Origin of the sequence: Pseudomonas viciae (assembly GCF_004786035.1) — a bacterium.
GTDB classification, from domain to species: domain Bacteria; phylum Pseudomonadota; class Gammaproteobacteria; order Pseudomonadales; family Pseudomonadaceae; genus Aquipseudomonas; species Aquipseudomonas viciae.
Window position 1 is genome coordinate 1226193 of record NZ_CP035088.1, and the last position, 21607, is coordinate 1247799.

The following is a 21607-nucleotide window of genomic DNA, read 5'->3' on the forward strand; positions in this document are numbered from 1 at the left end:
TCACACCTCGGCGCTGATGGTGTCATGCAGCGCGATCATCGCCTCGCGGGCCCAGCGCACGCTGATGCGCTGGCCGGTCTGGTGCTGGGCACCGGTGTCGATCCACTGGGTATTGGCCTGGCTGAGGTTCAGGGTCTGGCCGTTTTCCAGTTTCAACTCGTAGCGCGTGGCGCTGCCTTGATACTGGATGTCGTGAAGCAGGCCGTGGACTTCGATCTCATGGCCGGCCAACGGACCTTCGGCGAAACGCACGTGTTCCGGGCGGATCGAGAACGGCTGTGGATAACCGCTCAGTTGTTGGGCCAGCTCGCCACGAATCACGTTGGAGGTGCCGACGAACTCCGCGACGAAGGTGGTCGAAGGTTTCATGTACAGGTTGCGCGGCGTATCGACCTGTTCGATGCGGCCTTTGTTGAACACCGCCACGCGGTCGGACATCGACAGCGCTTCGGTCTGGTCATGGGTGACGAAAATGAAGGTGATGCCCAACTGGCGTTGCAGTTTCTTCAACTCGCCTTGCATCTGTTCACGCAGCTTCAGGTCGAGGGCACCCAAGGGCTCATCCAGCAGCAACACTCGCGGGCGATTGACCAAGGCGCGGGCCAGGGCCACGCGTTGGCGCTGGCCACCGGAGAGCTGCACTGGCTTGCGCTCGCCGTAGCCGCCGAGGGCAACCATCTCCAGTGCTTCGTCGGCGCGCTGGATGCGCTCGGCCTTGGCGACGCCTTTGACTTTCAAACCGTAGGCGACGTTGTCGCGCACGTTCATGTGCGGGAACAGCGCGTAATCCTGGAACACCGTGTTCACGTCCCGCTGATAGGGAGGCAGCCCGGCGGCTTCCTCGCCGTGGATGCGAATCGAGCCGGCACTGGGTTGTTCGAACCCGGCGATCAGTCGCAGGCAGGTGGTCTTGCCCGAGCCGGAAGGGCCCAGCATCGAAAAGAACTCGCCGTCCTGGATGTCGATGGAAACCCGGTCAACGGCCTTCACTTCGCCAAACTGACGGGATACCTGGGTGAATTGGACTGCAAGTGTCATGGTGCGGGGCTCCAAAAAGCGCGACTTCTATTGGATTGTTGGTGGGGGCCGGACATCGGATCTGTGGGAGCAAAGCTTGCTCGCGATACAGGCGCCTCGGTTCCCCGAGAGACCGCGTCATCTTCATCGCGGGCAAGCCTTGCTCCCACACAAGAGCGGTGTTCAGCTACGTTTCCTGAGCCAACTGAAGGGCTTAGCGCCCACCCATGATCGCAATGTAGTCCTGGGTCCAGCGGCTGTACGGCACGAACTTGCCGCCCTCGGCCTGTGGGGTTTTCCAGAAGGCGATCTTGTCGAACTGGTCGAAGCCGTTGGTCTTGCAGCCTTCGGCACCGAGCAGCTCGCTGCCCTGGCACGCCGCCGGAACCGCCGGCAACGAACCGAACCACGCGGCCACGTCACCCTGGACTTTTGGCTGCAGCGACCAGTCCATCCATTTGTACGCGCAGTTGGGGTGCTTGGCCTCGGCGTGCAGCATCGTGGTGTCGGCCCAACCGGTGGCGCCTTCTTTCGGAATGGTCGAGGCGATCGGTTGCTTCTCGTTCATCAGGCCGTTGACCTGATACGGCCAGGCGCCGGACGCCACCACGCCTTCGTTCTTGAAATCGCTCATCTGCACGGTGGTGTCGTGCCAGTAGCGGTGGATCAACGGTTGCTGGGCCCGCAGCAATTCCAGCACGGCCTTGTACTGCGCCTCGTCGAGTTGATACGGGTCCTTGATGCCCAGCTCAGGCTTGGCGGTCTTGAGGTACAACGCCGCGTCGGCGATGTAGATCGGGCCATCGTAGGCTTGCACGCGGCCTTTGTTCGACTTGCCATCGGGCAGGTTCTGGGCGTTGAACAGCACACCCCAACTGGTCGGCGCCTGCTTGAACACCTCGGTGTTGTACATCAGCACGTTCGGGCCCCACTGATACGGGGTGCCGTAGGTCTGCTGGTTGACCACGTACCACGGTGCATCCTTGAGGCGCGGGTCGAGGTTTTTCCAATTGCTGATCAGCGCGGTGTTGATCGGCTGCACCCGCTTGCCGGCAATCAGCCGCAGCGAGGCGTCGCCCGAGGCGGTGACCAGGTCGTAGCCGCCCTTGGTCATCAGGCTGACCATTTCGTCAGACGTCGCGGCGGTTTTCACATTGACCTTGCAGCCGGTTTCCTTCTCGAAACCGGTCACCCAGTCGTAGGCCTTGTCGCTTTCACCGCGTTCGATGTAACCCGGCCAGGCAACGATATCCAATTGGCCTTCGCCAGCACCAATGGCCTTGAGCGGTTCGGCGGCCTGGAGGCTGACACTGGTCAGCAGCGCCGTGGTGATTGCGCTGAGCAATACGGTCTTGTGCGCGTACATGGAAATCCCTCTTGCTTTAATTATGGTCGGGGCAGTGTTTCAACGGGGTGAAGCGCCATTGAAGGCCTGTTATTAGAGTAGTGCTGTTATCTACAGATGCTGGCCGTGGCGGGCCATGATGTGGCGCACCACGCTGTAGTCCTGAAGCGAATCACTGGACAGATCTTTCCCATAGCCCGAGCGTTTCAGGCCGCCGTGGGGCATTTCGCTGACTAGCATGAAGTGGCTGTTGATCCAGGTGCAGCCGTATTGCAGCCGCGCCGCCACCTGCATCGCCTTGTCCAGGTTCTGGGTCCACACCGAGGAAGCCAGGCCGTACTCGGAATCGTTGGCCCAGTCCACCGCCTGGCTGAGTTCATCAAAGCGGGTCACGGTGACCACCGGGCCGAATACCTCGCGCTGGACGATTTCATCGCTCTGCTTGCAGCCGGCCAGCAGCGTGGGCTGGTAATAGAAGCCCGCGCCGGAGTGCACCGCCGCGCCGGTAATGCGTTCGATGTGCGGTTGGCCGAGGGCGCGTTCGACGAAACTGGCGACGCGGTCGCGCTGGCGGGTGCTGATCAGCGGGCCGATTTCATTATCGGCATCGCGCTTGCCGGCAAAGCGCAGGCTGCTGACCGCGGCGCCGAGTTCGGCCACCAGCCGGTCGTGAATCGCGCCCTGGGCGTAGATTCGGCACGCTGCGGTGCAATCCTGCCCGGCGTTGTAGTAACCGTAAGTGCGCACGCCTTCGACCACCGCCTGGAGGTCGGCGTCGTCGCACACGATCACCGGCGCCTTGCCCCCCAGTTCCAGGTGCGTGCGCTTGAGGGTTTTCGCCGCCGCCTGGAGGATTTTCTGCCCGGTGACGATATCGCCGGTCAGCGAAACCATACGCACTTTGGGATGGCTGACCAGATGGCTGCCGACCCCTTCACCGCCCCCGCAGATGATGTTGATCACGCCTCGCGGCAGGATCTCGGCCAGTGTTGGCGCCAGGGCCAGAATCGACAGCGGCGTGTGTTCTGACGGCTTGAACACCAAGGTATTGCCGGCGGCCAGGGCCGGGGCGATCTTCCAGGCGGCCATCATGATCGGGTAATTCCACGGCGCAATGGACGCCACCACGCCAATCGGGTCGCGGCGCACCATGCTGGTGTAGCCAGGCAAGTATTCGCCACTGAGCTGGCCGGTCTGGCAGCGCACAGCCCCGGCGAAGAAACGGAACACGTCCACCGTGGCGCTCAAGTCATCCTGCCGCGCCAGATGCAGCGGCTTGCCGCAGTTCAGGGATTCGAGGCGGGCCAGGTAGTCGGCGTTTTTTTCGATGGTGCTGGCAATCTCCAGCAGCAGGTTCGAGCGTTGTTGCGGCGTGGTGCGCGACCAGCCGGCGAAGGCGCGATGGGCCGCCAGGATCGCCGCTTCGACTTGCTCGGTGCCGGCTTCGGCGATGTGCGCCAGGACTTCGCCGGTGGCCGGGTTGAGGATCGGCTCGACAATGCCGTCACCGGGAACCAGTTCACCGTCGATCAGCAAGGCGGTGCATAACGGGGTTTGCGTGCCAGCCATGTCCGATTTCTCTTTTAAGGGTGACTACTGCTGTCAGTTAAAAACAGTACCTGTGGGAGACGAACAAACTGGGTTCCCACAGAAAGGGGTGGCGCAGTCAGATTAGTGCTCAGATCCGAGGACAACAAATTCTAAATATTCAAGGCTGCATTCGATTAAATAGATGGCTTGCGTCCGCCATGGGGAATTTCCCGGGCGACGGTCAGGAATGGATCGACCATGGCTGGCCGCGCCGTGCCTCGGCGCCAGGCCAGGCCGACGTCAAGGGTCTGGTTGAGGTCGGCAATCGGGCGCGCCTCGATGATGTCGCCTTCCAGCGACCAGGGGCGGTAGGTCATGTCGGGCTGAATCGACACCCCCAAGCCGGCCGCCACCAGGCTGCGCACCGCTTCGGTCGAGGCGGTGCGCAGGCTGATCTTCGGCTGCAGGCCGGCGCCACGCCACAGGCGCTGGGCGTTGCGATCCATCTCATCGACGTTGAGCTGGATCAACGGCTCGCGAGCCACGTCGGCCAGGTTGATGCTGTCGTGTTCAAGCAGCGGATGCTGCGCCGGTAGCCACAAACGGTACGGCGAATGCGTCAGTACTTCGGTCTGCAAGGCGTGGCGGTCTTCGAGGTTGGACAGGATCAGCACCCCGACATCGATTTCACCGCTGACCAGCAGGTGCTCGATGTACGGCCGTTCATCCTCCATCACGCGAATGTCCACATTGGGGTAGGCGCGCTGGAAGCGGGTCAGCAGATCCGCCAGGTAATAACCGGCGACCAGGCTGGTCACCCCGATGGTGACGTGGCCAGCCACCTGGTCGGTGCTGTGTTGCAGGCTGCGCTTGGCGTTGTCGACCGTGGCCAGGATCACATGGGCCTGGCGCAGGAATTGATGCCCCTGGTGAGTCAGGGTCATGCCTTTGGCGTGGCGGTTGAACAGGCTGACGCCGATTTCCTGTTCCAACTGCTGGATAGCCAGGGTCAGGGTGGACTGGGAAATGAAGGCGGTTTGCGCGGCAGCGGAGATCGAGCCGGTTTCGGCCACGGCGATGAAATGGCGGATCTGACGCAGGGTCATCATGGACGAATACCCGGTGGACGGTTTTATCGATGTCCTGGAGTGTATATCGTTTTTTTTCATGGTGGCTTAAAGCCTAGGCAACATCTCGAAGCAATCTCGCCGGGGGCACCGGGCACTTTCGTTCTAGGCTGGTGGCCTTAATGATCCGGTTAACCCGAATGTGTGGAGGTCGCAAATGAACACCCGTGGATTGCTCGATCAGCTACTCAAGTCCGGTCAGGAGATGTTGCAGAACAAGGCTGGCGGTGCCCAAGGCAAGTCGTCCGGTGGTTTGGGCGGTTTGCTCGGCGGCTCCGGTGGCCTGGGCGGCATGCTTTCCGGCGCGGGTGGCGGGGCCTTGGCCGCCGGGGCCATGGGCCTGCTACTGGGCAACAAGAAAGCCCGTAACTTCGGCGGCAAGGCCCTGGCCTATGGGGGTTTGGCCGCCCTGGGCGTGATCGCCTACAAAGCCTATGGCAACTGGCAGGCCCAGCAGGGCACTGCGCCGAAAACCGAACCGCAGACCCTGGACCGCGTTCCTGCGGCGCAGGTCGAGCAACACAGCCAGGCGATCCTCACGGCCTTGGTGGCAGCGGCCAAGGCCGATGGCCATGTGGACGAGCGTGAGCGTCAGTTGATCGAGGGCGAATTCACCAAGCTGGACAATGACCAGGAACTGCAGCACTGGCTGCACGCTGAACTCAACAAACCCCTGGACCCCACCGACGTCGCCCGCGCCGCCAGCACCCCGGAAATGGCCGCGGAGATGTACATCGCCAGCGTGATGCTGGTGGACGAAGAAAATTTCATGGAAAAATCCTACCTCGATGAACTGGCGCGACAACTCAAGCTGGAACCGGGGTTGAAGGTGGAGCTGGAGAAGCAGGTTCGGCAGGCTGCTGTATAGAACAGTCCCAACATTATTCCCTGTGGGAGCGAGCTTGCTCGCGATGGCGCCCGGTCAGTCACAGCATCGTTGGCTGATGCACCGCTATCGCGAGCAAGCTCGCTCCCACAGGGGGTATTGCTCATCTTGAGAAAACAGCGAGCCTCGGCCGCGCCAAAATCACTCCATCCCGCCTTACAGATGCCACACCACCCTCGGCTATACTCCCCAGCATTTCAAAGGCCCCGAGGTTTTACTGTGAAGAACTGGACGTTGCGCCAACGCATCCTGGCGAGTTTTGCGGTGATCATCGCCATCATGTTGCTGATGGTGGTTGTCTCGTATTCGCGCTTGCTGAAGATCCAGGACAGTGAAGAAAAGGTTCGGGCCGATGCGGTGCCGGGGGTGTACTTCAGCTCCATGATTCGTGGCGGCTGGGTCGACAGCTACGTCTTGACCCAACAGATCGTCGGTCTCTCGGGGAACCGGGAAATCACCGCCGAGGACAAGGCCCGCTACCAGGGCTTCGAGAAGCATCTGCGCGAGGAGATCCAGAACTATCAAAAGCTGATCCAGGACCCGGCCGACCAGGCTTCTTTCGATGAGTTCGAGGCCAATCACCAAGCGTTCAACCTGGCTATGGCGAAGGTCCTGGACCTGTATCAGCGCAAGGATTATGAGGGCGCGCGGCTGGCGCTGGACAAAGAGCTGACGCCTGCATGGGTGGGAGGTCGTGGGCACTTGAACCAAATCATCGAGCGCAATCGCGAGTTGGCGGAACAAGCCACCGGGACTATTGGCGACGCGGTAACGGCGGCCAAAGTGGCCATGGGCCTGGCGTTTCTCGTCGCGTTGATCGTCGCCTTACTCTGTGGGTTGCTGCTGATGCGCGCGATCATGGCGCCGATGAACCGCATCGTGGAAATCCTCGAGATCATGCGCAGCGGCGATCTGAGCGGGCGCCTGAATCTTGCACGCAAAGATGAATTCGGTGCGGTGGAAACCGGCTTCAACGACATGATGGCCGAGCTGACATCGTTGGTGTCCCAGGCCCAGCGCTCGTCGGTGCAGGTCACCACCTCGGTGACGGAGATTGCTGCGACCTCGCGCCAGCAACAGGCCACGGCCACCGAAACTGCCGCCACCACCACCGAAATCGGCGCGACGTCTCGAGAGATTGCCGCCACGTCCCGGGACCTGGTGCGCACCATGACCGAAGTCTCCACCGCCGCCGACCAGGCCTCGGTGGCTGCCGGCTCCGGGCAGCAAGGCCTGGCGCGCATGGAAGAAACCATGCATTCGGTGATGGGCGCAGCCGACCTGGTGAACGCCAAGTTGGCGATCCTCAACGAGAAGGCCGGCAACATCAACCAAGTGGTGGTGACCATCGTCAAAGTGGCCGACCAGACCAACCTGCTGTCCCTCAACGCCGCTATCGAGGCCGAGAAAGCCGGTGAGTACGGCCGTGGTTTCGCCGTGGTCGCCACCGAAGTGCGGCGCCTGGCCGACCAGACCGCGGTGGCCACCTACGACATCGAGCAGATGGTGCGCGAGATCCAGTCTGCCGTGTCGGCCGGGGTGATGGGCATGGACAAGTTCTCCGAGGAAGTGCGTCGTGGCATGGCCGAGGTGCAACAGATCGGCGAGCAGCTGTCGCAGATCATCCACCAGGTCCAGGCACTGGCGCCGCGGGTATTGATGGTCAACGAGGGCATGCAGGCCCAGGCCACCGGTGCCGAGCAGATCAACCACGCCTTGGTGCAACTGGGCGATGCCAGCAGCCAGACGGTCGAATCCCTGCGCCAGGCCAGTTCGGCCATTGACGAACTGAGCCAGGTGGCCGTTGGGCTGCGCAGTGGCGTTTCGCGTTTCAAAGTCTGATGGGCGAATTCGAGACCAGGCGTGGCGCCGCGCCAGCGGCCCGCCAAACCCTGTTCCTGGTGTTTTGCATCGGTAACGAGCGCTACGCCCTGCAGGCCATCGATGTGGTGGAAGTGCTGCCGCGCCTGCCCCTCAAGCCCATTGCCCGGGCACCTGCGTGGGTGGCGGGGGTGTTTGCCTGGCGCGCGACGGTGGTGCCGGTGATCGACCTGTGTACCCTGACCTTCGGCCACAGCGCCGAGGCCCGTACCAGTACGCGGTTGGTGCTGGTGAACTACCGACCCGACCCACAGCAAGCGGCGCAGGTGCTGGGGCTGATTCTTGAGCAGGCCACCGATACCCTGCGCTGCGATCCCGCGGATTTCCAGCCCTATGGCCTGGAAAACCGTCAGGCGCCGTACCTGGGCCCGGTGCGCGAAGACGCCCAGGGGTTGCTGCAATGGGTGCGGGTCAATGACCTGCTCGACGAGTCGGTGCGCGCCGTGTTGTTTCCCACGCCGCCGTTGAACCTTGATGACCTCGAGGTCCGGCCATGAACAACGACCAGCGTTTTTTCGACTTCCTCAAGGAGCGTATTGGCCTGGATGTCACCTCCGTCGGCACCGCGATCATCGAGCGCGCGCTGCGCCAACGCATCAGTGCCACGCCAGGGCGAACCGCTGATGAGTACTGGCAATGCCTGCAACACTCGGCCCAGGAACAGCAAGCGCTGATCGAGGCGGTGATCGTCCCGGAGACCTGGTTCTTCCGTTATCCCGAATCCTTCGCGACCCTGGCCAAACTGGCCGTCAAGCGCCTGGCCGAGATTAAGCACCTGCGTGCGTTGCGCATCCTCAGCTTGCCGTGCTCCACCGGCGAAGAACCCTACTCCATCGCCATGGCCTTGCTTGACGCGGGGCTTGGGCCTCATCAATTCAAGGTCGATGGGCTGGACGTCAGCCCGCTGTCGGTTTCGCGGGCCAAGGCAGCGCGCTACGGCAAGAATTCGTTTCGTGGCGCAGACCTTGTTTTTCGCGAGCGCCATTTCGACGCCGAAGAGGAGGGGTATCGCCTCAGCGAGCGGGTACGCGAACAGGTACGCCTGCAAGTGGGCAACCTGCTGGATCCGGCCTTGCTGGTGAACGAGGCACCCTACGATTTTGTGTTCTGCCGCAACTTGCTGATCTATTTCGACCAGCCAACCCAGCAGCAGGTGTTCGAGGTGCTCAAGCGCCTGACCCATCAGGACGGCGTGCTGTTTATCGGCCCCGCCGAGGGCAGTTTGTTGGGGCGGCTGGGCATGCGCTCGATCGGGATTGCCCAGTCGTTTGCCTTCAGCCGTCAAGGCGCGCCCGAGCCACAACCGTTGCCAACCTTGATACCGACTCCGCTGCCCGTGCGTCAGCCGCACCGGGTCGTGCCCCCCGCACCCCGGCCTCGGCCGTTTGCCGGCGGCGTGTCGCCGATTGTCGAGCCCAAAGGCAGCGACGCCACCACGTTGCTGGCCAATATCGCCGCCCTGGCCAACAGTGGCAAAAGCGCCGAGGCCCGCGCTGCCTGCGAGCAGTACTTGCGCAGCCACGAGCCCAAGGCCCAGGTGTTCTACTGGTTGGGCCTGCTCAGCGACATGGCCGGCAGTGCGCTTGAAGCCCAGGGTTTTTATCGCAAGGCGCTTTATCTTGAACCGCAACACGCCGAGGCCCTGGTGCATCTGGCGGCGCTGCTGGCTTCCCAGGGAGACGCGGCCGGAGCCCGTCGATTGCAGGAACGCGCCGCCCGTAGCGGGCGCGCAGCAGACAGTGAGCGTAAACGATGAGCGGTTCGGTTTTTTACAACGTCACCCATGACGATGCCCAGGCCATCGACGACTGCTGGAATCGCATTGGCGTGCATGGCGACAAATCCTGTCCGTTGCTTGCCGAGCATATCCACTGTCGCAACTGCTCGGTGTACTCGCGTGCCGCCACCCGGCTGCTCGACCGCTATGCCTTGCCGCACGACGACCGAGACCTGGCCATTGCGCCGTTGGACAGCGATGTCGTCACTCGCTCGTTGTTGATGTTCCGCCTGGGCGAAGAGTGGCTGGCCTTGGCCACCCGTAGCCTGGTGGAGGTGGCGCCGTTGCAACCGATCCATTCGCTGCCCCACCAGCGTTCGCGGGCCTTGCTGGGCGTGGCGAATGTACGGGGGGCATTGGTGGCCTGCCTGTCGCTGGTAGAGCTGCTGGACCTGGAACCCGGCGGGGCAGCGGTTCCTGGCGCACGGGTCATGCCGCGCATGTTGATTGTCGCGGCCAAGGGCGGGCCTGTCGTGGTACCGGTGGATGAAGTGGACGGCATCCACGCCATCGACGAACGCATCCTCGAGAGCGCTTCGCAATCGGCGGGCAAATACACCCGTGGCGTATTGCAGTACAAGGGGCGCAGCCTGCGCTGGCTGGACGAAGAACAGTTGCTGTCCGCCGTGACCCGGAGCCTGTCATGACCCCCGATCAGATGCGCGATGCCTCGTTGCTGGAGTTGTTCAGCCTGGAAGCCGAAGCCCAGACTCAAGTGCTCAGCGCCGGCCTGTTGGCCCTGGAGCGCGATCCGACCCAGGCCGATCACCTTGAGTCGTGCATGCGCGCGGCCCATTCCCTCAAGGGCGCGGCGCGGATCGTCGGAGTGGACGCCGGCGTCAGCGTGGCCCACGTGATGGAAGATTGCCTGGTCAGCGCCCAGGAGCGCCGGTTGGTCTTGAGCGCCGAACACATCGACGCCTTGCTGCAAGGCACCGACCTGTTGACACGCATCGCTACACCGGGCAACACGATCGGCACCTCGGACGTCGACGCCTATGTGGCGTTGATGGGGCGTTTGCTCGATCCCAATGCGGCGCAGACCCCGGCGGCGCCAATAGTCGATAGACCTGTCGAACCATCCCGCGTCGAACTGCCGGAACCCGAGCCGGCCGTGCCAATGGAACCGGCCCCTAAAACCAAGCGGGTCACCGAAGGTGGCGAGCGGGTCCTGCGAGTCACGGCTGAACGCCTCAACAGCCTGCTGGACCTGTCGAGCAAATCCCTGGTGGAAACCCAGCGCCTCAAGCCCTGGCTGGCGACGATGCAGCGGCTCAAGCGCCAGCAGAGCAACGGCTTGCGTGCCCTGGAGGCGTTGAATTTGCACCTCAAGGATCATGCCCTCAGCCTGCAGGCCCAGGAAGCCCTGGGCGATGCCCGGCGCCTGCTGGCTGAAACCCAGCAATTGCTGGCGCAAAAGCACGCCGAACTGGACGAGTTTGCCTGGCAGGCCAGCCAGCGGGCGCAGGTGCTGTACGACACGGCGTTGGCCTGTCGAATGCGCCCATTCGCCGATGTACTCTCGGGACAGGCGCGGATGGTCCGGGACTTGGGCCGCAGCCTGGGCAAGCAGGTACGCCTGGAGATTGAAGGCGAGAAAACCCAGGTCGACCGCGACGTGCTGGAAAAGCTCGAGGCGCCGCTGACTCACCTGCTGCGCAACGCCGTGGACCACGGCATCGAAACGCCGGAGCTGCGGGTGCTGGCGGGCAAACCTGCCGAAGGCCTGATCCGTCTGCGCGCCTCCCATCAGGCCGGTCTGTTGGTGCTGGAACTGGCGGATGATGGCGCCGGCGTGGACCTGGAACGGGTGCGCCGCAGTATCGTCGCGCGCGGCCTTTCCCCTGAGCAAACCGCTGCCAGTTTGAGCGAAGAGGAACTGCTGACCTTCCTGTTCCTGCCCGGTTTCAGCCTGCGCGACAAAGTCACCGAAGTGTCCGGGCGCGGCGTCGGCCTGGACGCTGTCCAGCACATGGTCCGGCAGTTGCGCGGCGCGGTGGTGCTGGAGCAGACGGCGGGCCAGGGCAGCCGTTTTCACCTCGAGGTGCCGTTGACGCTCTCGGTGGTGCGTAGCCTGGTGGTGGAAGTCGGCGACGAAGCCTATGCCTTTCCCCTGGCCCACATCGAGCGCATGTGCGACTTGGCGCCGGAGGACATCGTGCAGGTCGAAGGCCGCCAGCATTTCTGGCATGAAGGCCGGCATGTGGGGCTGGTTGCCGCCAGCCAGTTGCTCAATCGCCCGGCCACGCAGAACAGCGGCCAGACCCTCAAGGTGGTGGTGATCCGCGAACGCGAAGCGGTTTACGGCGTGGCGGTGGAACGGTTCATCGGCGAGCGGACCCTGGTGGTGTTGCCCCTCGACGAACGCCTGGGCAAGGTCCAGGACATTTCGGCCGGGGCCTTGCTCGACGATGGCTCAGTGGTGTTGATTGTCGATGTCGAAGACCTGCTGCGCTCGGTGGACAAGCTGCTCGACACCGGGCGCCTGGAGCGCATTGCCCGCCAGAACCAGACCCAGGCCGCGCGCAAGCGGATCCTGGTGGTGGACGACTCCCTCACCGTGCGCGAGTTGCAACGCAAGCTGCTGCTCAATCGCGGCTACGACGTAGCGGTAGCGGTGGACGGCATGGACGGCTGGAATGCCTTGCGTTCGGAAGACTTTGACCTGCTGATCACCGACATCGACATGCCGCGCATGGACGGTATCGAGCTGGTGTCGCTGCTGCGGCGCGACAACCGCTTGCAATCGCTGCCGGTAATGGTGGTGTCCTACAAGGATCGCGAAGAAGATCGCCGCCGTGGCCTGGACGCCGGAGCCGACTATTATCTAGCCAAGGCGAGTTTCCACGATGACGCGTTACTCGACGCCGTGGTCGAACTGATCGGAGGAGCCCGCGTTTGAAGATCGCCATCGTCAATGACATGCCCCTGGCGGTCGAAGCCTTGCGCCGTGCACTGGCGTTCGAGCCGGCGCATCAATTGGTCTGGGTGGCCGCCAACGGGGCCGAGGCGGTACAACGCTGTGCCGAATACACCCCGGACCTGATCCTGATGGACCTGTTCATGCCGATCATGGATGGTGTGGAGGCTACCCGGCGGATCATGGCCCAGACCCCATGCGCCATTGTGATTGTCACCGGTGACAGCCAGCAGAACGTCCACCGGGTGTTCGAAGCGATGGGGCACGGCGCGCTGGATGTGGTCGATACGCCGGCCTTGGGCGTGGGCAATCCCGCGGACGCGGCGGCGCCGTTGCTGCGCAAGATCACCAACATTGGTTGGCTGATCGGCGAGCGTGGCAACCGTGAGCGATCCGCTCCGGCGGCCCAGCGTGCTTCGGTGTCGCGCAAAAGCCTGGTGGCCATCGGCTCGTCGGCGGGTGGGCCGGCCGCGTTGGAGGTGCTGCTAAAGGCGTTACCCCGTGACTTTGCCCCGGCCATTGTGTTGGTCCAGCATGTGGACGAAGTATTTGCCGCCGGCATGGCCGAGTGGCTGAGCGGTGCGTCGGGCCACAAGGTCCGCCTGGCGCTGCACGGCGAGACGCCGCAAAGCGGCACGGTGTTGCTGGCCGGGACCAATCACCATCTGCGTTTGTTGAAAGACGGCACCCTGGCTTATACCGCCGAGCCGGTGAACGAGATCTATCGGCCTTCCATCGACGTGTTTTTCGAAAGTGTCGCCCACTTCTGGAGCGGTGATGCGGTGGGCGTTTTGCTCACCGGCATGGGCCGCGACGGTGCGCAAGGGCTTAAACTCTTGCGTCAGCAGGGCTGTGTGACCATCGCCCAGGACCAGCAGAGCAGCGCCGTCTACGGCATGCCCAAAGCAGCGGCCGCCATTGATGCGGCCGCGCAGGTTCTTGCGCTGGACAAAATAGCACCCCGGTTGGTGGAGATTTTTAGCCAATGACGAACCTCAGCCTCTTGGCCCCAAGCCTTACTCAGGTAAGCCCCCATGAATGATTTACAGCTCGACGATTTCAAGAATGATGAGAACGCCGCCATGGTCCTGCTGGTCGACGACCAGGCGATGATCGGCGAGGCGGTGCGACGCGGGCTGTCGAATGAAGACAACATTGACTTCCACTTCTGCTCCGACCCTCACCAGGCCATCGCTCACGCTGTTCGCATCAAGCCAACGGTGATTCTTCAGGATCTGGTGATGCCCGGCCTCGACGGCCTGAACCTGGTGCGTGAATACCGCAACAATCCGGCCACTCGTGATATTCCGATCATTGTCCTGTCCACCAAGGAGGACCCGCTGGTCAAGAGCGCGGCGTTCGCTGCCGGGGCCAACGACTACCTGGTCAAATTGCCGGACAACATCGAGCTGGTGGCGCGCATCCGTTATCACTCGCGCTCCTACATGATGCTGTTGCAGCGCGATGCGGCCTATCGCGCCCTGCGGGTCAGCCAGCAGCAACTGCTCGACACCAACCTGGTGCTGCAACGGCTGATGAACTCCGACGGCCTGACCGGGCTGTCAAACCGCCGGCATTTCGATGAGTACCTGGAGCTGGAGTGGCGCAGGGCGATGCGCGATCAGAGCCAACTGTCGCTGTTGATGATCGACGTGGATTACTTCAAGTCCTATAACGACAACTTTGGTCATCTGGAGGGCGACGAAGCCCTGCGCAAGGTTGCCACGGCGATCCGTGATGCATGCAGTCGCCCGTCCGACCTGCCGGCTCGTTACGGCGGTGAGGAGTTCGCCCTGGTCTTGCCCAGCACCTCGGCTGGCGGCGCGCGGCTGATGGCGGAAAAGCTGCGCCAGAGCGTCGTTGCCCTGAAAATCCCCCACACCACTCCCGACGACGGAGCAAGCCTGACCATCAGCGTCGGCGTCGCGACTCTCACCCCTCAGCCGGGCAGTGATTGCCGGCAGCTGATTTCGGCGGCGGATAAGGGGTTGTACATGGCCAAGCACAATGGGCGTAATCGGGTGGGTTTCGAATAATTTGTCGCGCTGGGAGGGATGCTTTTGTGGCGAGGGGTATTGTGCAGAATCCCTCCTGAACCTCATTCCCCCCTAAAGCCGCCAGGCGGGCTGCCGCTGGCGTTTGATTACGTTATACTCGCCGGCTTTCAAAAGTTCGCCAACGAGTGCTGCCCGCCATGGAAATCAACCCGATCCTGAACACCATCAAGGACCTGTCCGAGCGCTCCGAAACTATTCGGGGGTATCTTTGACTACGATCAAAAGCATGAGCGTCTGACCGAAGTCAATCGCGAGCTTGAAGATCCGAATGTCTGGAACAACCCGTCCTATGCCCAGGAACTGGGCCGCGAGCGCGCTGCGCTGGCGCAGATCGTCGAGACCCTGGACGAAATGTCCAGCGGCCTGGCCGACTGCCGCGACCTGTTGGACATGGCCGTCGAAGAAAACGATGAAGGCGCGGTCGGCGATGTCGTCGCCGAGCTGACACGTCTCGAGGAGGCCTTGGCCAAACTCGAGTTCCGTCGCATGTTCAGCGGCGAGATGGACATGAACAACGCCTACCTGGACATCCAGGCCGGTTCCGGCGGCACCGAGGCCCAGGACTGGGCCAACATCCTGCTGCGCATGTACCTGCGCTGGGCCGACAAACGCGGTTTCGACGCGACCATCATGGAACTGTCGGCCGGTGAAGTCGCCGGGATCAAGGGCGCCACCGTGCACATCAAGGGCGAATACGCCTTTGGCTGGCTGCGTACCGAGATCGGCGTGCACCGCCTGGTGCGCAAGAGCCCGTTCGATTCCGGCAACCGTCGCCACACCTCGTTCTCGGCGGTGTTCGTTTCGCCGGAAATCGATGACAACATCGAAATCGACATCAACCCGTCGGACCTGCGCATCGATACCTACCGTTCCTCCGGGGCCGGTGGCCAGCACGTTAACACCACCGATTCGGCCGTACGGATTACCCACGTACCGACCAACACCGTGGTCAGTTGCCAGAACGAGCGCTCCCAGCACGCCAACAAAGACACCGCGATGAAAATGCTGCGGGCCCGTTTGTACGAGCAGGAAGTGCAGAAGCGCAACGCGGCGTCCCAGGCCCTGGAAGACACCAAGTCGGACATCGGCTGGGGTCATCAGATCCGTTCGTACGTACTCGACGCCTCGCGGATCAAGGACCTGCGCACCAGCATCGAACGCAGCGACTGCGACAAGGTGCTCGATGGCGACATCGACGAATACCTGGTGGCGAGCCTCAAGCAAGGCCTGTAACGCGATACCCATGCGGCGGGCAGGCACGCTTCCACTCAGGAGCGAGGCTTGTCCGCAAACTCCGGCCCCGGGGCCGGGGGCAACGAACCTGTGATGGAATCATTAAAGACATGAGCGACCTAGAACTCGACCCGCAAGCCCTGCAACAGGAAGAAAACTCCCTGATCGCCCTGCGCAAGGAAAAGCTTGCTGCCGAGCGCGCCAAGGGCCAGGCCTTCCCCAACGACTTCCGCCGCGACGCCTACTGCGACGCCCTGCAGAAGACGTACGCGGACAAGACCAAGGAAGAGCTGGCCGAGGCGGCGATTCCCGTCAAGGTGGCCGGTCGTATCATGCTCAACCGTGGTTCGTTCATGGTGATCCAGGACATGACCGGGCGCATCCAGGTCTACGTCAACCGCAAGACCCTGCCGGAAGAAACCCTGGCCGCCGTCAAGACCTGGGACCTGGGCGACATCATCGCCACCGAAGGCACCCTGGCCCGTTCCGGCAAGGGCGACCTGTACGTCGAAATGACCAGCGTGCGCCTGCTGACCAAATCCCTGCGCCCGCTGCCGGACAAGCACCACGGCCTGACCGACACCGAGCAGCGCTATCGCCAGCGCTACGTTGACCTGATCGTCAACGAAGAAGTGCGCCAGACGTTCCGCGTGCGCTCGCAAGTCATCGCCCACATCCGCAGCTTCCTGATGAAGCGTGACTTCCTTGAAGTCGAGACGCCGATGCTGCAGACCATCCCTGGCGGTGCGGCGGCCAAGCCGTTCGAGACTCACCACAACGCCCTGGACATGGAAATGTTCCTGCGTATCGCCCCGGAGCTGTACCTCAAGCGCCTGGTGGTTGGCGGGTTCGAGAAGGTGTTCGAGATCAACCGCAACTTCCGTAACGAAGGCGTTTCGACCCGGCACAACCCCGAGTTCACCATGCTCGAGTTCTACCAGGCCTACGCCGACTACGAAGACAACATGGACCTGACCGAGGAACTGTTCCGCGAGCTGGCGCAGTTGATCCTGGGTAGCACCGACGTGCCTTATGGCGACAAGGTGTTCCACTTCGGCGAGCCGTTCGTGCGCCTGTCGGTGTTCGACTCGATCCTCAAGTACAACCCTGAACTGACCGCCGATGATCTGAACGACATCGACAAGGCCCGTGCCATCGCCAAGAAGGCCGGTGCCAAGGTGCTCGGCTTCGAAGGCCTGGGCAAGCTGCAAGTGATGATTTTCGAGGAGCTGGTCGAGCACAAGCTGGAACAGCCGCACTTCATCACCCAGTACCCGTTTGAAGTGTCGCCACTGGCTCGTCGTAATGACGAGAACCCAAGCGTCACCGACCGTTTCGAGCTGTTCATCGGTGGCCGTGAAATCGCCAACGCCTACTCCGAGCTCAACGATGCCGAAGACCAGGCCGAGCGTTTCATGGCCCAGGTGGCCGACAAGGACGCCGGCGACGATGAAGCCATGCACTACGATGCCGACTTTGTGCGGGCTCTTGAATATGGCATGCCGCCGACGGCGGGCGAGGGTATTGGCATCGATCGCCTGGTGATGTTGTTGACCAACTCACCGTCGATCCGGGATGTGATCCTCTTCCCGCACATGCGGCCTCAAGCGTAAATGTTTCAAATAAAAAGCCGCCTGGAAGGGCGGCTTTTTATTGCCTGTCTGGTACAAACGTATCAATTGGTTACTATTGAAATAGCGAGGATAGACCTGTCGTGAATCGTGCAATGGCTCCAGAAGGTGCAGCGGGCGTCGCCACTGCTGTCGCTGAAAGTGTTCAGTACCAGGGCCGCAAGGCCAGCCGACAGGGCAGTGAACAGCGCCGCCAGGAGATTCTCGACGCAGCCATGCGCATTGTGGTGCGTGATGGCGTGCGTGCGGTGCGCCACCGTGCCGTGGCCGCCGAAGCAGGCGTGCCGCTGTCGGCCACCACTTATTATTTCAAGGACATCGATGACCTGCTCACCGATACCTTCGCCCAATACGTGGAACGCAGCGCGGCGTTCATGGCCAAACTGTGGACCAACAATGAAGGCCTGCTGCGGGAAATGGTCGCCTACGGCGACGGCAGCGCCGAATCCCGTTCGCAGCTGGCCGACGACATTGCCCGGCTGACCGCCGATTACGTGCAGCATCAATTGGACAGTCGCCGCGAGTACCTGATGGCCGAACAGGCGTTCCGCCAGGAGGCGCTGCTCAACCCGCGCCTGGCAGAGCTGGTGCGCTCCCACCAGCAGATCCTGCTGCACGGTACGTGTCAGTTTTTCCAGGTATTGGGTTCCCGCGAACCGCAACAGGATGCCAAAGTGTTGACGGCGATTATCGGTCGGATGGAATATCAGGGCTTGCTCAATGGCGCCGAGCCGGTAGCAGCGCAAGAAATGCTCGGCATCCTGACCCGCTACATGCACCTGGTATTGGCGTCGGTGTAACCCCGATGGGTTCACCACAGCCCTTGTAGCGAGGGAGCTTGCTCCCGCTTGAGCGCGCAGCGCTCACCAAAAAAGGGGGCCGCTGCGCAGCCCAGCGGGAGCAAGCTCCCTCGCCACAAAAGCAAGGCGACCTGTGCCATAGGGAGTTCCAATGAAAGCCTGGCGTGCCGTTGTATTGGCCGTGTCGTTGCTGTTGCTCAGTGGTTGTCTGGTGTCCTTCAAGGCGCCGTTGCCTGATAGCGAAGCCGCGCCCAAGGGCCTGCTCGGCCATTGGACCAGCACCAACGCCTGGGGTGAACCGTTGAACCTGGAGCTGGCCGAGATCGGCAAGCACCGCTATCAGGCGATCAGCTATTTCAGGGCCCGGCCCCAGGAGCGCGAAGCCATCCCCCTGACCGTTTCCCGTCATGGCAGCCGTTGGTACCTGTCAGCCAAGGTGCCGGCCCGGTATGGCGGACATTATGTGATCGCCGGGTTCGAGTTGACCGACAAGCAGGAACTGGTGGTCTACAACCTGGACCTGGAACAGGTCAACCAGGCCATCGGTCAGAAAATCCTCAGTGGCGAGCCAAACCAGAGCGAGGAAGGTGACGGCGTGTTGGTGGACAGCGACATGAGCAAGGTTTTCAGCTACCTCGACGACCCGGCCAATTCCGATGTGTTCTCGGAGGCCGTGCGCTACCAGCGGCTGGACAAATCCCAATAACTGCAACAAGCGGACGTTTTTTCACAGGAGTTCCGGGTGGACGATTACCAGCAGACGATACGCACCTTGTCCGATCGCATTGTGCTGGCGCAAACGCCGATTCGCATTCTCGACGCGGTGAAATGGGATGACAGCATCCGCAAAGGGTTTCTCAAGGCCAAGGGCAAGGAAATGCCCGCCGTGGACCGCGACTATTACCTCAACCGACCGCTGTCCTTCGATTCCAGCAAGGTGAAGCTGGAGTTCCAGAACATCGAGCGTGACATCACCCGCCAGCTCGGCCAGTTCAACCCGGTTGGGCAGATCATGCGCCGCATGTGCAAGGAATACCGCATGGTGGTGCGCATGCTCGAAGCACGCGGCACCGAGGATTTCGGGCTGATTTCCCAGGAGTTGTACGGCGCGGCTTCCGACGCCTTTCATGCTGGCGACCCGACCCTGGCGGACTTGGGCCTGATGCTGTCCGACTACCTGAACAACATCGATGGCCGTGGCGACCTGAAGGACGAGCCGAAGATTCTTACCGCCAAGGACGCCGTCAGCCTGTTGCAACATCGCCTCAACCGGGTTTTTGGTGAAGCCGAGGAAACCATCCGGGTGTTCGAGTCCGATGGGATTGTGGCCGATGCGGCGGCGGGTGCGGACTACATCAAAATCCGCACCGATGCGATGTTCAACGACCGCGACGTGCGGGCCCTGGAAGTCCACGAAGGGCTGGTACACGTTGGCACCACCCTCAACGGCTTGAACCAGCCGATCTGCACCTTCCTGTCCAAGGGCCCGCCCTCGTCCACCGTGACCCAGGAAGGCCTGGCGATCCTGATGGAAATCATCACCTTCGCCTCCTACCCCAGCCGCCTGCGCAAACTTACCAACCGCACCCGCGCCATTCATATGGTCGAGGAGGGTGCCGATTTCCTGCAGATCTTCGAGTTCTTCCGCGAGCAAGGTTTTGAAATGGCCGAAAGCTATGGCAACGCCAGTCGGGTTTTCCGTGGCTCGGTGCCGACTGGTCTGCCATTCACCAAAGACTTGTCCTACCTCAAGGGCTTTATCATGGTTTACAACTACATTCAGTTGGCCGTGCGCAAGGGCAAGCTGGAACAGGTGCCGTTGCTGTTCTGCGGCAAGACCACGCTTGAGGACATGCGCACCCTGCGGCAACTGGTGGACGAAGGCCTGGTCGTGCCGCCCAAGTACCTGCCCGAGCAGTTCCGCGACATGAACGCGCTGTCGGCCTGGATGTGTTTCTCCAACTTCCTGAACCATCTGAGCCTGGACCGGATCGAAGCGGATTATTCCAATATCCTTTAAGCACCACACTGTCCAACAAATGTGGGAGTGGGCTTGCTCGCGAAAGCGGTGTACCCGTCACTGTATAGGTGACTGATACGACGCCTTCGCGAGCAAGCCCGCTCCCACAGGGGACTGTGATCCAACCCTGATTTTTGCGAGGTTTCACCGGATGCGAACCCTCGGCATCGTATGCCTGCTGCTGGCCCTGAGCGGTTGCAGCTCGCTGCTGTTCTACCCCGAGCCCGGCCTGCCTTTCACCCCGGAGCGGGCCAGGCTCGATTATCGTGACGTCACCCTGGTCACGGCCGACGGCCTCAAGCTCCACGGCTGGTGGCTGCCGGTCAAGCCAGGCGTGGCGGTCAAGGGCACGGTGCTGCATTTGCACGGCAACGGCGGCAACCTGGCCTGGCACCTGGGCGGCAGTTGGTGGTTGCCGGAGCAGGGTTATCAGGTGTTGATGGTCGACTACCGCGGCTACGGCCTCTCCGAAGGCGAGCCGAGCCTGCCGGCGATCTACCAGGACGTCGACGCGGCGTTCAAATGGCTCGACCAGTCGCCCGAGGTCCAGGGCAAACCGCTGGTGCTGCTCGGCCAGAGCCTGGGCGGCGCGCTGGCGGTGCATTATCTGGTCGAACATCCGCAGCGCCAGCAGCAGCTCAAGGCACTGGTGCTCGATGGCGTGCCCGCCAGTTATCGCGACGTCGGGCGTTTCGCCCTGAGTACGTCGTGGCTGACCTGGCCGTTGCAGGTACCGTTGTCCTGGCTGGTGCCGGACGGTGACAGCGCAATCGGCTCGGTGGCGCAATTGACCGGTGTGCCGAAATTGATCTACCACAGCCTGGACGACCCCATCGTGCCCCTTTCCAATGGCATCCGTCTGTATCAAGCTGCGCCGCCACCCCGAGTCCTGCAACTGACCCGTGGTGGGCATGTGCAGACGTTCGCCGACCCGGTCTGGCGCACGGTGATGCTGCGCTACCTCGACGACCCCCAGCACTTTGACGGCCTGCGCCGCCTGGGCGAAGTCCCGAATTATCCGAAATCACCTGTTGAATTTTCAGAGAGCCCGCAATGAGCGAAGAACGTAACGCCATCCCCCTGATCATCACCGGTATCTGCAGCATCCTCGGCACCGTTGGAGTGCTCTGGTACTACGGTTACCTGCACTTCGCCAAGCCTGAGGACGCCCTGCTGCTCAACCAATTCACCATGCTCAAGACCGTGCCGGGCGAAGACTACAAAGTCGCCCTGGAGCCGGCGCCGCAGGTGGCCCAGTGCATCGACGGCGTGCTGGTGTTGTTCGACACCGAACAGAAAGGCCTGACCGGCGTGCTGATCAACGAGAAGAAGCGTGCGGTGCGCTGCATGGGGCAGGAGACGCCGCAGAAGCTTCAGCCGTAA

18 protein-coding genes and 2 pseudogenes are annotated in these 21607 nt (G+C 62.3%); 16 read left to right on the forward strand and 4 right to left on the reverse strand.

The window, feature by feature from the left end; all coding sequences use genetic code 11:
- From EPZ47_RS05505 to EPZ47_RS05520, 4 genes are all read right to left on the reverse strand, one after another.
- Entirely contained in the window at positions 1 to 1038 is a 1038-nt protein-coding gene (locus tag EPZ47_RS05505) for an ABC transporter ATP-binding protein (RefSeq protein WP_135843871.1), read from the reverse strand.
- Positions 1039 to 1231: 193 nt separating this feature from the next.
- Positions 1232 to 2383, reverse strand: a complete 1152-nt coding sequence (gene ydcS, locus EPZ47_RS05510; protein WP_135843872.1) for a putative ABC transporter substrate-binding protein YdcS — start codon at positions 2381 to 2383, stop codon at positions 1232 to 1234.
- 90 nt (positions 2384 to 2473) lie between these two features.
- Entirely contained in the window at positions 2474 to 3931 is a 1458-nt protein-coding gene (locus EPZ47_RS05515; RefSeq protein ID WP_135843873.1) for a gamma-aminobutyraldehyde dehydrogenase, read from the reverse strand.
- A 155-nt stretch (positions 3932 to 4086) separates the two neighbouring features.
- Positions 4087 to 5001 carry a LysR family transcriptional regulator gene (locus EPZ47_RS05520; RefSeq protein WP_135843874.1) on the reverse strand — a complete coding sequence of 305 codons (915 nt, stop codon included), beginning with the start codon at positions 4999 to 5001 and terminating at the stop codon, positions 4087 to 4089.
- Positions 5002 to 5176: 175 nt separating this feature from the next.
- Between EPZ47_RS05520 and EPZ47_RS05525 the strand changes: the two genes are divergently transcribed.
- The 16 genes and pseudogenes from EPZ47_RS05525 to EPZ47_RS05595 all read left to right on the forward strand — a co-directional run bounded on the left by EPZ47_RS05525 (position 5177) and on the right by EPZ47_RS05595 (position 21607).
- The gene (locus EPZ47_RS05525; protein WP_135843875.1) at positions 5177 to 5887 is read left to right on the forward strand and encodes a tellurite resistance TerB family protein; all 711 of its coding nucleotides are present in this window, start codon (positions 5177 to 5179) and stop codon (positions 5885 to 5887) included.
- Positions 5888 to 6184: 297 nt separating this feature from the next.
- Positions 6185 to 6592: pseudogene (locus EPZ47_RS30735) on the forward strand (MCP four helix bundle domain-containing protein); the annotation flags it as partial.
- A pseudogene (locus EPZ47_RS05530) lies at positions 6569 to 7747 on the forward strand (methyl-accepting chemotaxis protein); the annotation flags it as partial. The pseudogenes EPZ47_RS30735 and EPZ47_RS05530, both read left to right, overlap by 24 nt.
- Positions 7747 to 8283, forward strand: coding sequence for a chemotaxis protein CheW (locus EPZ47_RS05535; RefSeq protein ID WP_135843877.1), 537 nt, complete (start codon positions 7747 to 7749; stop codon positions 8281 to 8283). The pseudogene EPZ47_RS05530 and the gene EPZ47_RS05535, both read left to right, overlap by 1 nt.
- On the forward strand, positions 8280 to 9542 hold the full coding sequence (locus tag EPZ47_RS05540) for a CheR family methyltransferase (RefSeq protein ID WP_135843878.1): 1263 nt from the start codon (positions 8280 to 8282) through the stop codon (positions 9540 to 9542). Before EPZ47_RS05535 ends, EPZ47_RS05540 begins: the two co-directional genes overlap by 4 nt.
- Positions 9539 to 10210, forward strand: a complete 672-nt coding sequence (locus EPZ47_RS05545) for a chemotaxis protein CheW (protein WP_135843879.1) — start codon at positions 9539 to 9541, stop codon at positions 10208 to 10210. Before EPZ47_RS05540 ends, EPZ47_RS05545 begins: the two co-directional genes overlap by 4 nt.
- A complete protein-coding gene (locus tag EPZ47_RS05550) occupies positions 10207 to 12465 on the forward strand; it encodes a hybrid sensor histidine kinase/response regulator (RefSeq protein WP_135843880.1) in 2259 nt (752 codons plus the stop codon). Before EPZ47_RS05545 ends, EPZ47_RS05550 begins: the two co-directional genes overlap by 4 nt.
- Entirely contained in the window at positions 12462 to 13472 is a 1011-nt protein-coding gene (gene cheB, locus EPZ47_RS05555; RefSeq protein WP_135843881.1) for a chemotaxis response regulator protein-glutamate methylesterase, read from the forward strand. Before EPZ47_RS05550 ends, cheB begins: the two co-directional genes overlap by 4 nt.
- Before the next feature lie 45 nt (positions 13473 to 13517).
- Positions 13518 to 14519 carry a diguanylate cyclase domain-containing protein gene (locus EPZ47_RS05560; protein ID WP_135843882.1) on the forward strand — a complete coding sequence of 334 codons (1002 nt, stop codon included), beginning with the start codon at positions 13518 to 13520 and terminating at the stop codon, positions 14517 to 14519.
- A gap of 158 nt (positions 14520 to 14677) precedes the next feature.
- Positions 14678 to 15773, forward strand: a protein-coding gene (gene prfB, locus EPZ47_RS05565) for a peptide chain release factor 2 (protein WP_135843883.1) whose coding sequence is annotated in 2 segments (ribosomal slippage) — positions 14678 to 14749 and positions 14751 to 15773 — 1095 coding nt in all. Because the reading frame shifts where the segments join, the coding sequence is not laid out codon by codon here.
- Between the two features lie 110 nt (positions 15774 to 15883).
- A complete protein-coding gene (gene lysS, locus EPZ47_RS05570; RefSeq protein ID WP_135843884.1) occupies positions 15884 to 17386 on the forward strand; it encodes a lysine--tRNA ligase in 1503 nt (500 codons plus the stop codon).
- Positions 17387 to 17487: 101 nt separating this feature from the next.
- The gene (locus EPZ47_RS05575; protein WP_135843885.1) at positions 17488 to 18204 is read left to right on the forward strand and encodes a TetR/AcrR family transcriptional regulator; all 717 of its coding nucleotides are present in this window, start codon (positions 17488 to 17490) and stop codon (positions 18202 to 18204) included.
- Between the two features lie 151 nt (positions 18205 to 18355).
- A complete protein-coding gene (locus EPZ47_RS05580) occupies positions 18356 to 18910 on the forward strand; it encodes a hypothetical protein (RefSeq protein WP_135843886.1) in 555 nt (184 codons plus the stop codon).
- 36 nt (positions 18911 to 18946) lie between these two features.
- Positions 18947 to 20224, forward strand: a complete 1278-nt coding sequence (locus EPZ47_RS05585; protein ID WP_135843887.1) for a flavohemoglobin expression-modulating QEGLA motif protein — start codon at positions 18947 to 18949, stop codon at positions 20222 to 20224.
- Positions 20225 to 20375: 151 nt separating this feature from the next.
- Positions 20376 to 21281: an alpha/beta hydrolase gene (locus EPZ47_RS05590; RefSeq protein WP_135843888.1), complete on the forward strand. Its 906-nt coding sequence runs from the start codon at positions 20376 to 20378 to the stop codon at positions 21279 to 21281.
- On the forward strand, positions 21278 to 21607 hold the full coding sequence (locus EPZ47_RS05595) for a PA3694 family proteiin (RefSeq protein WP_135843889.1): 330 nt from the start codon (positions 21278 to 21280) through the stop codon (positions 21605 to 21607). The genes EPZ47_RS05590 and EPZ47_RS05595 overlap by 4 nt, the downstream gene beginning before the upstream one ends.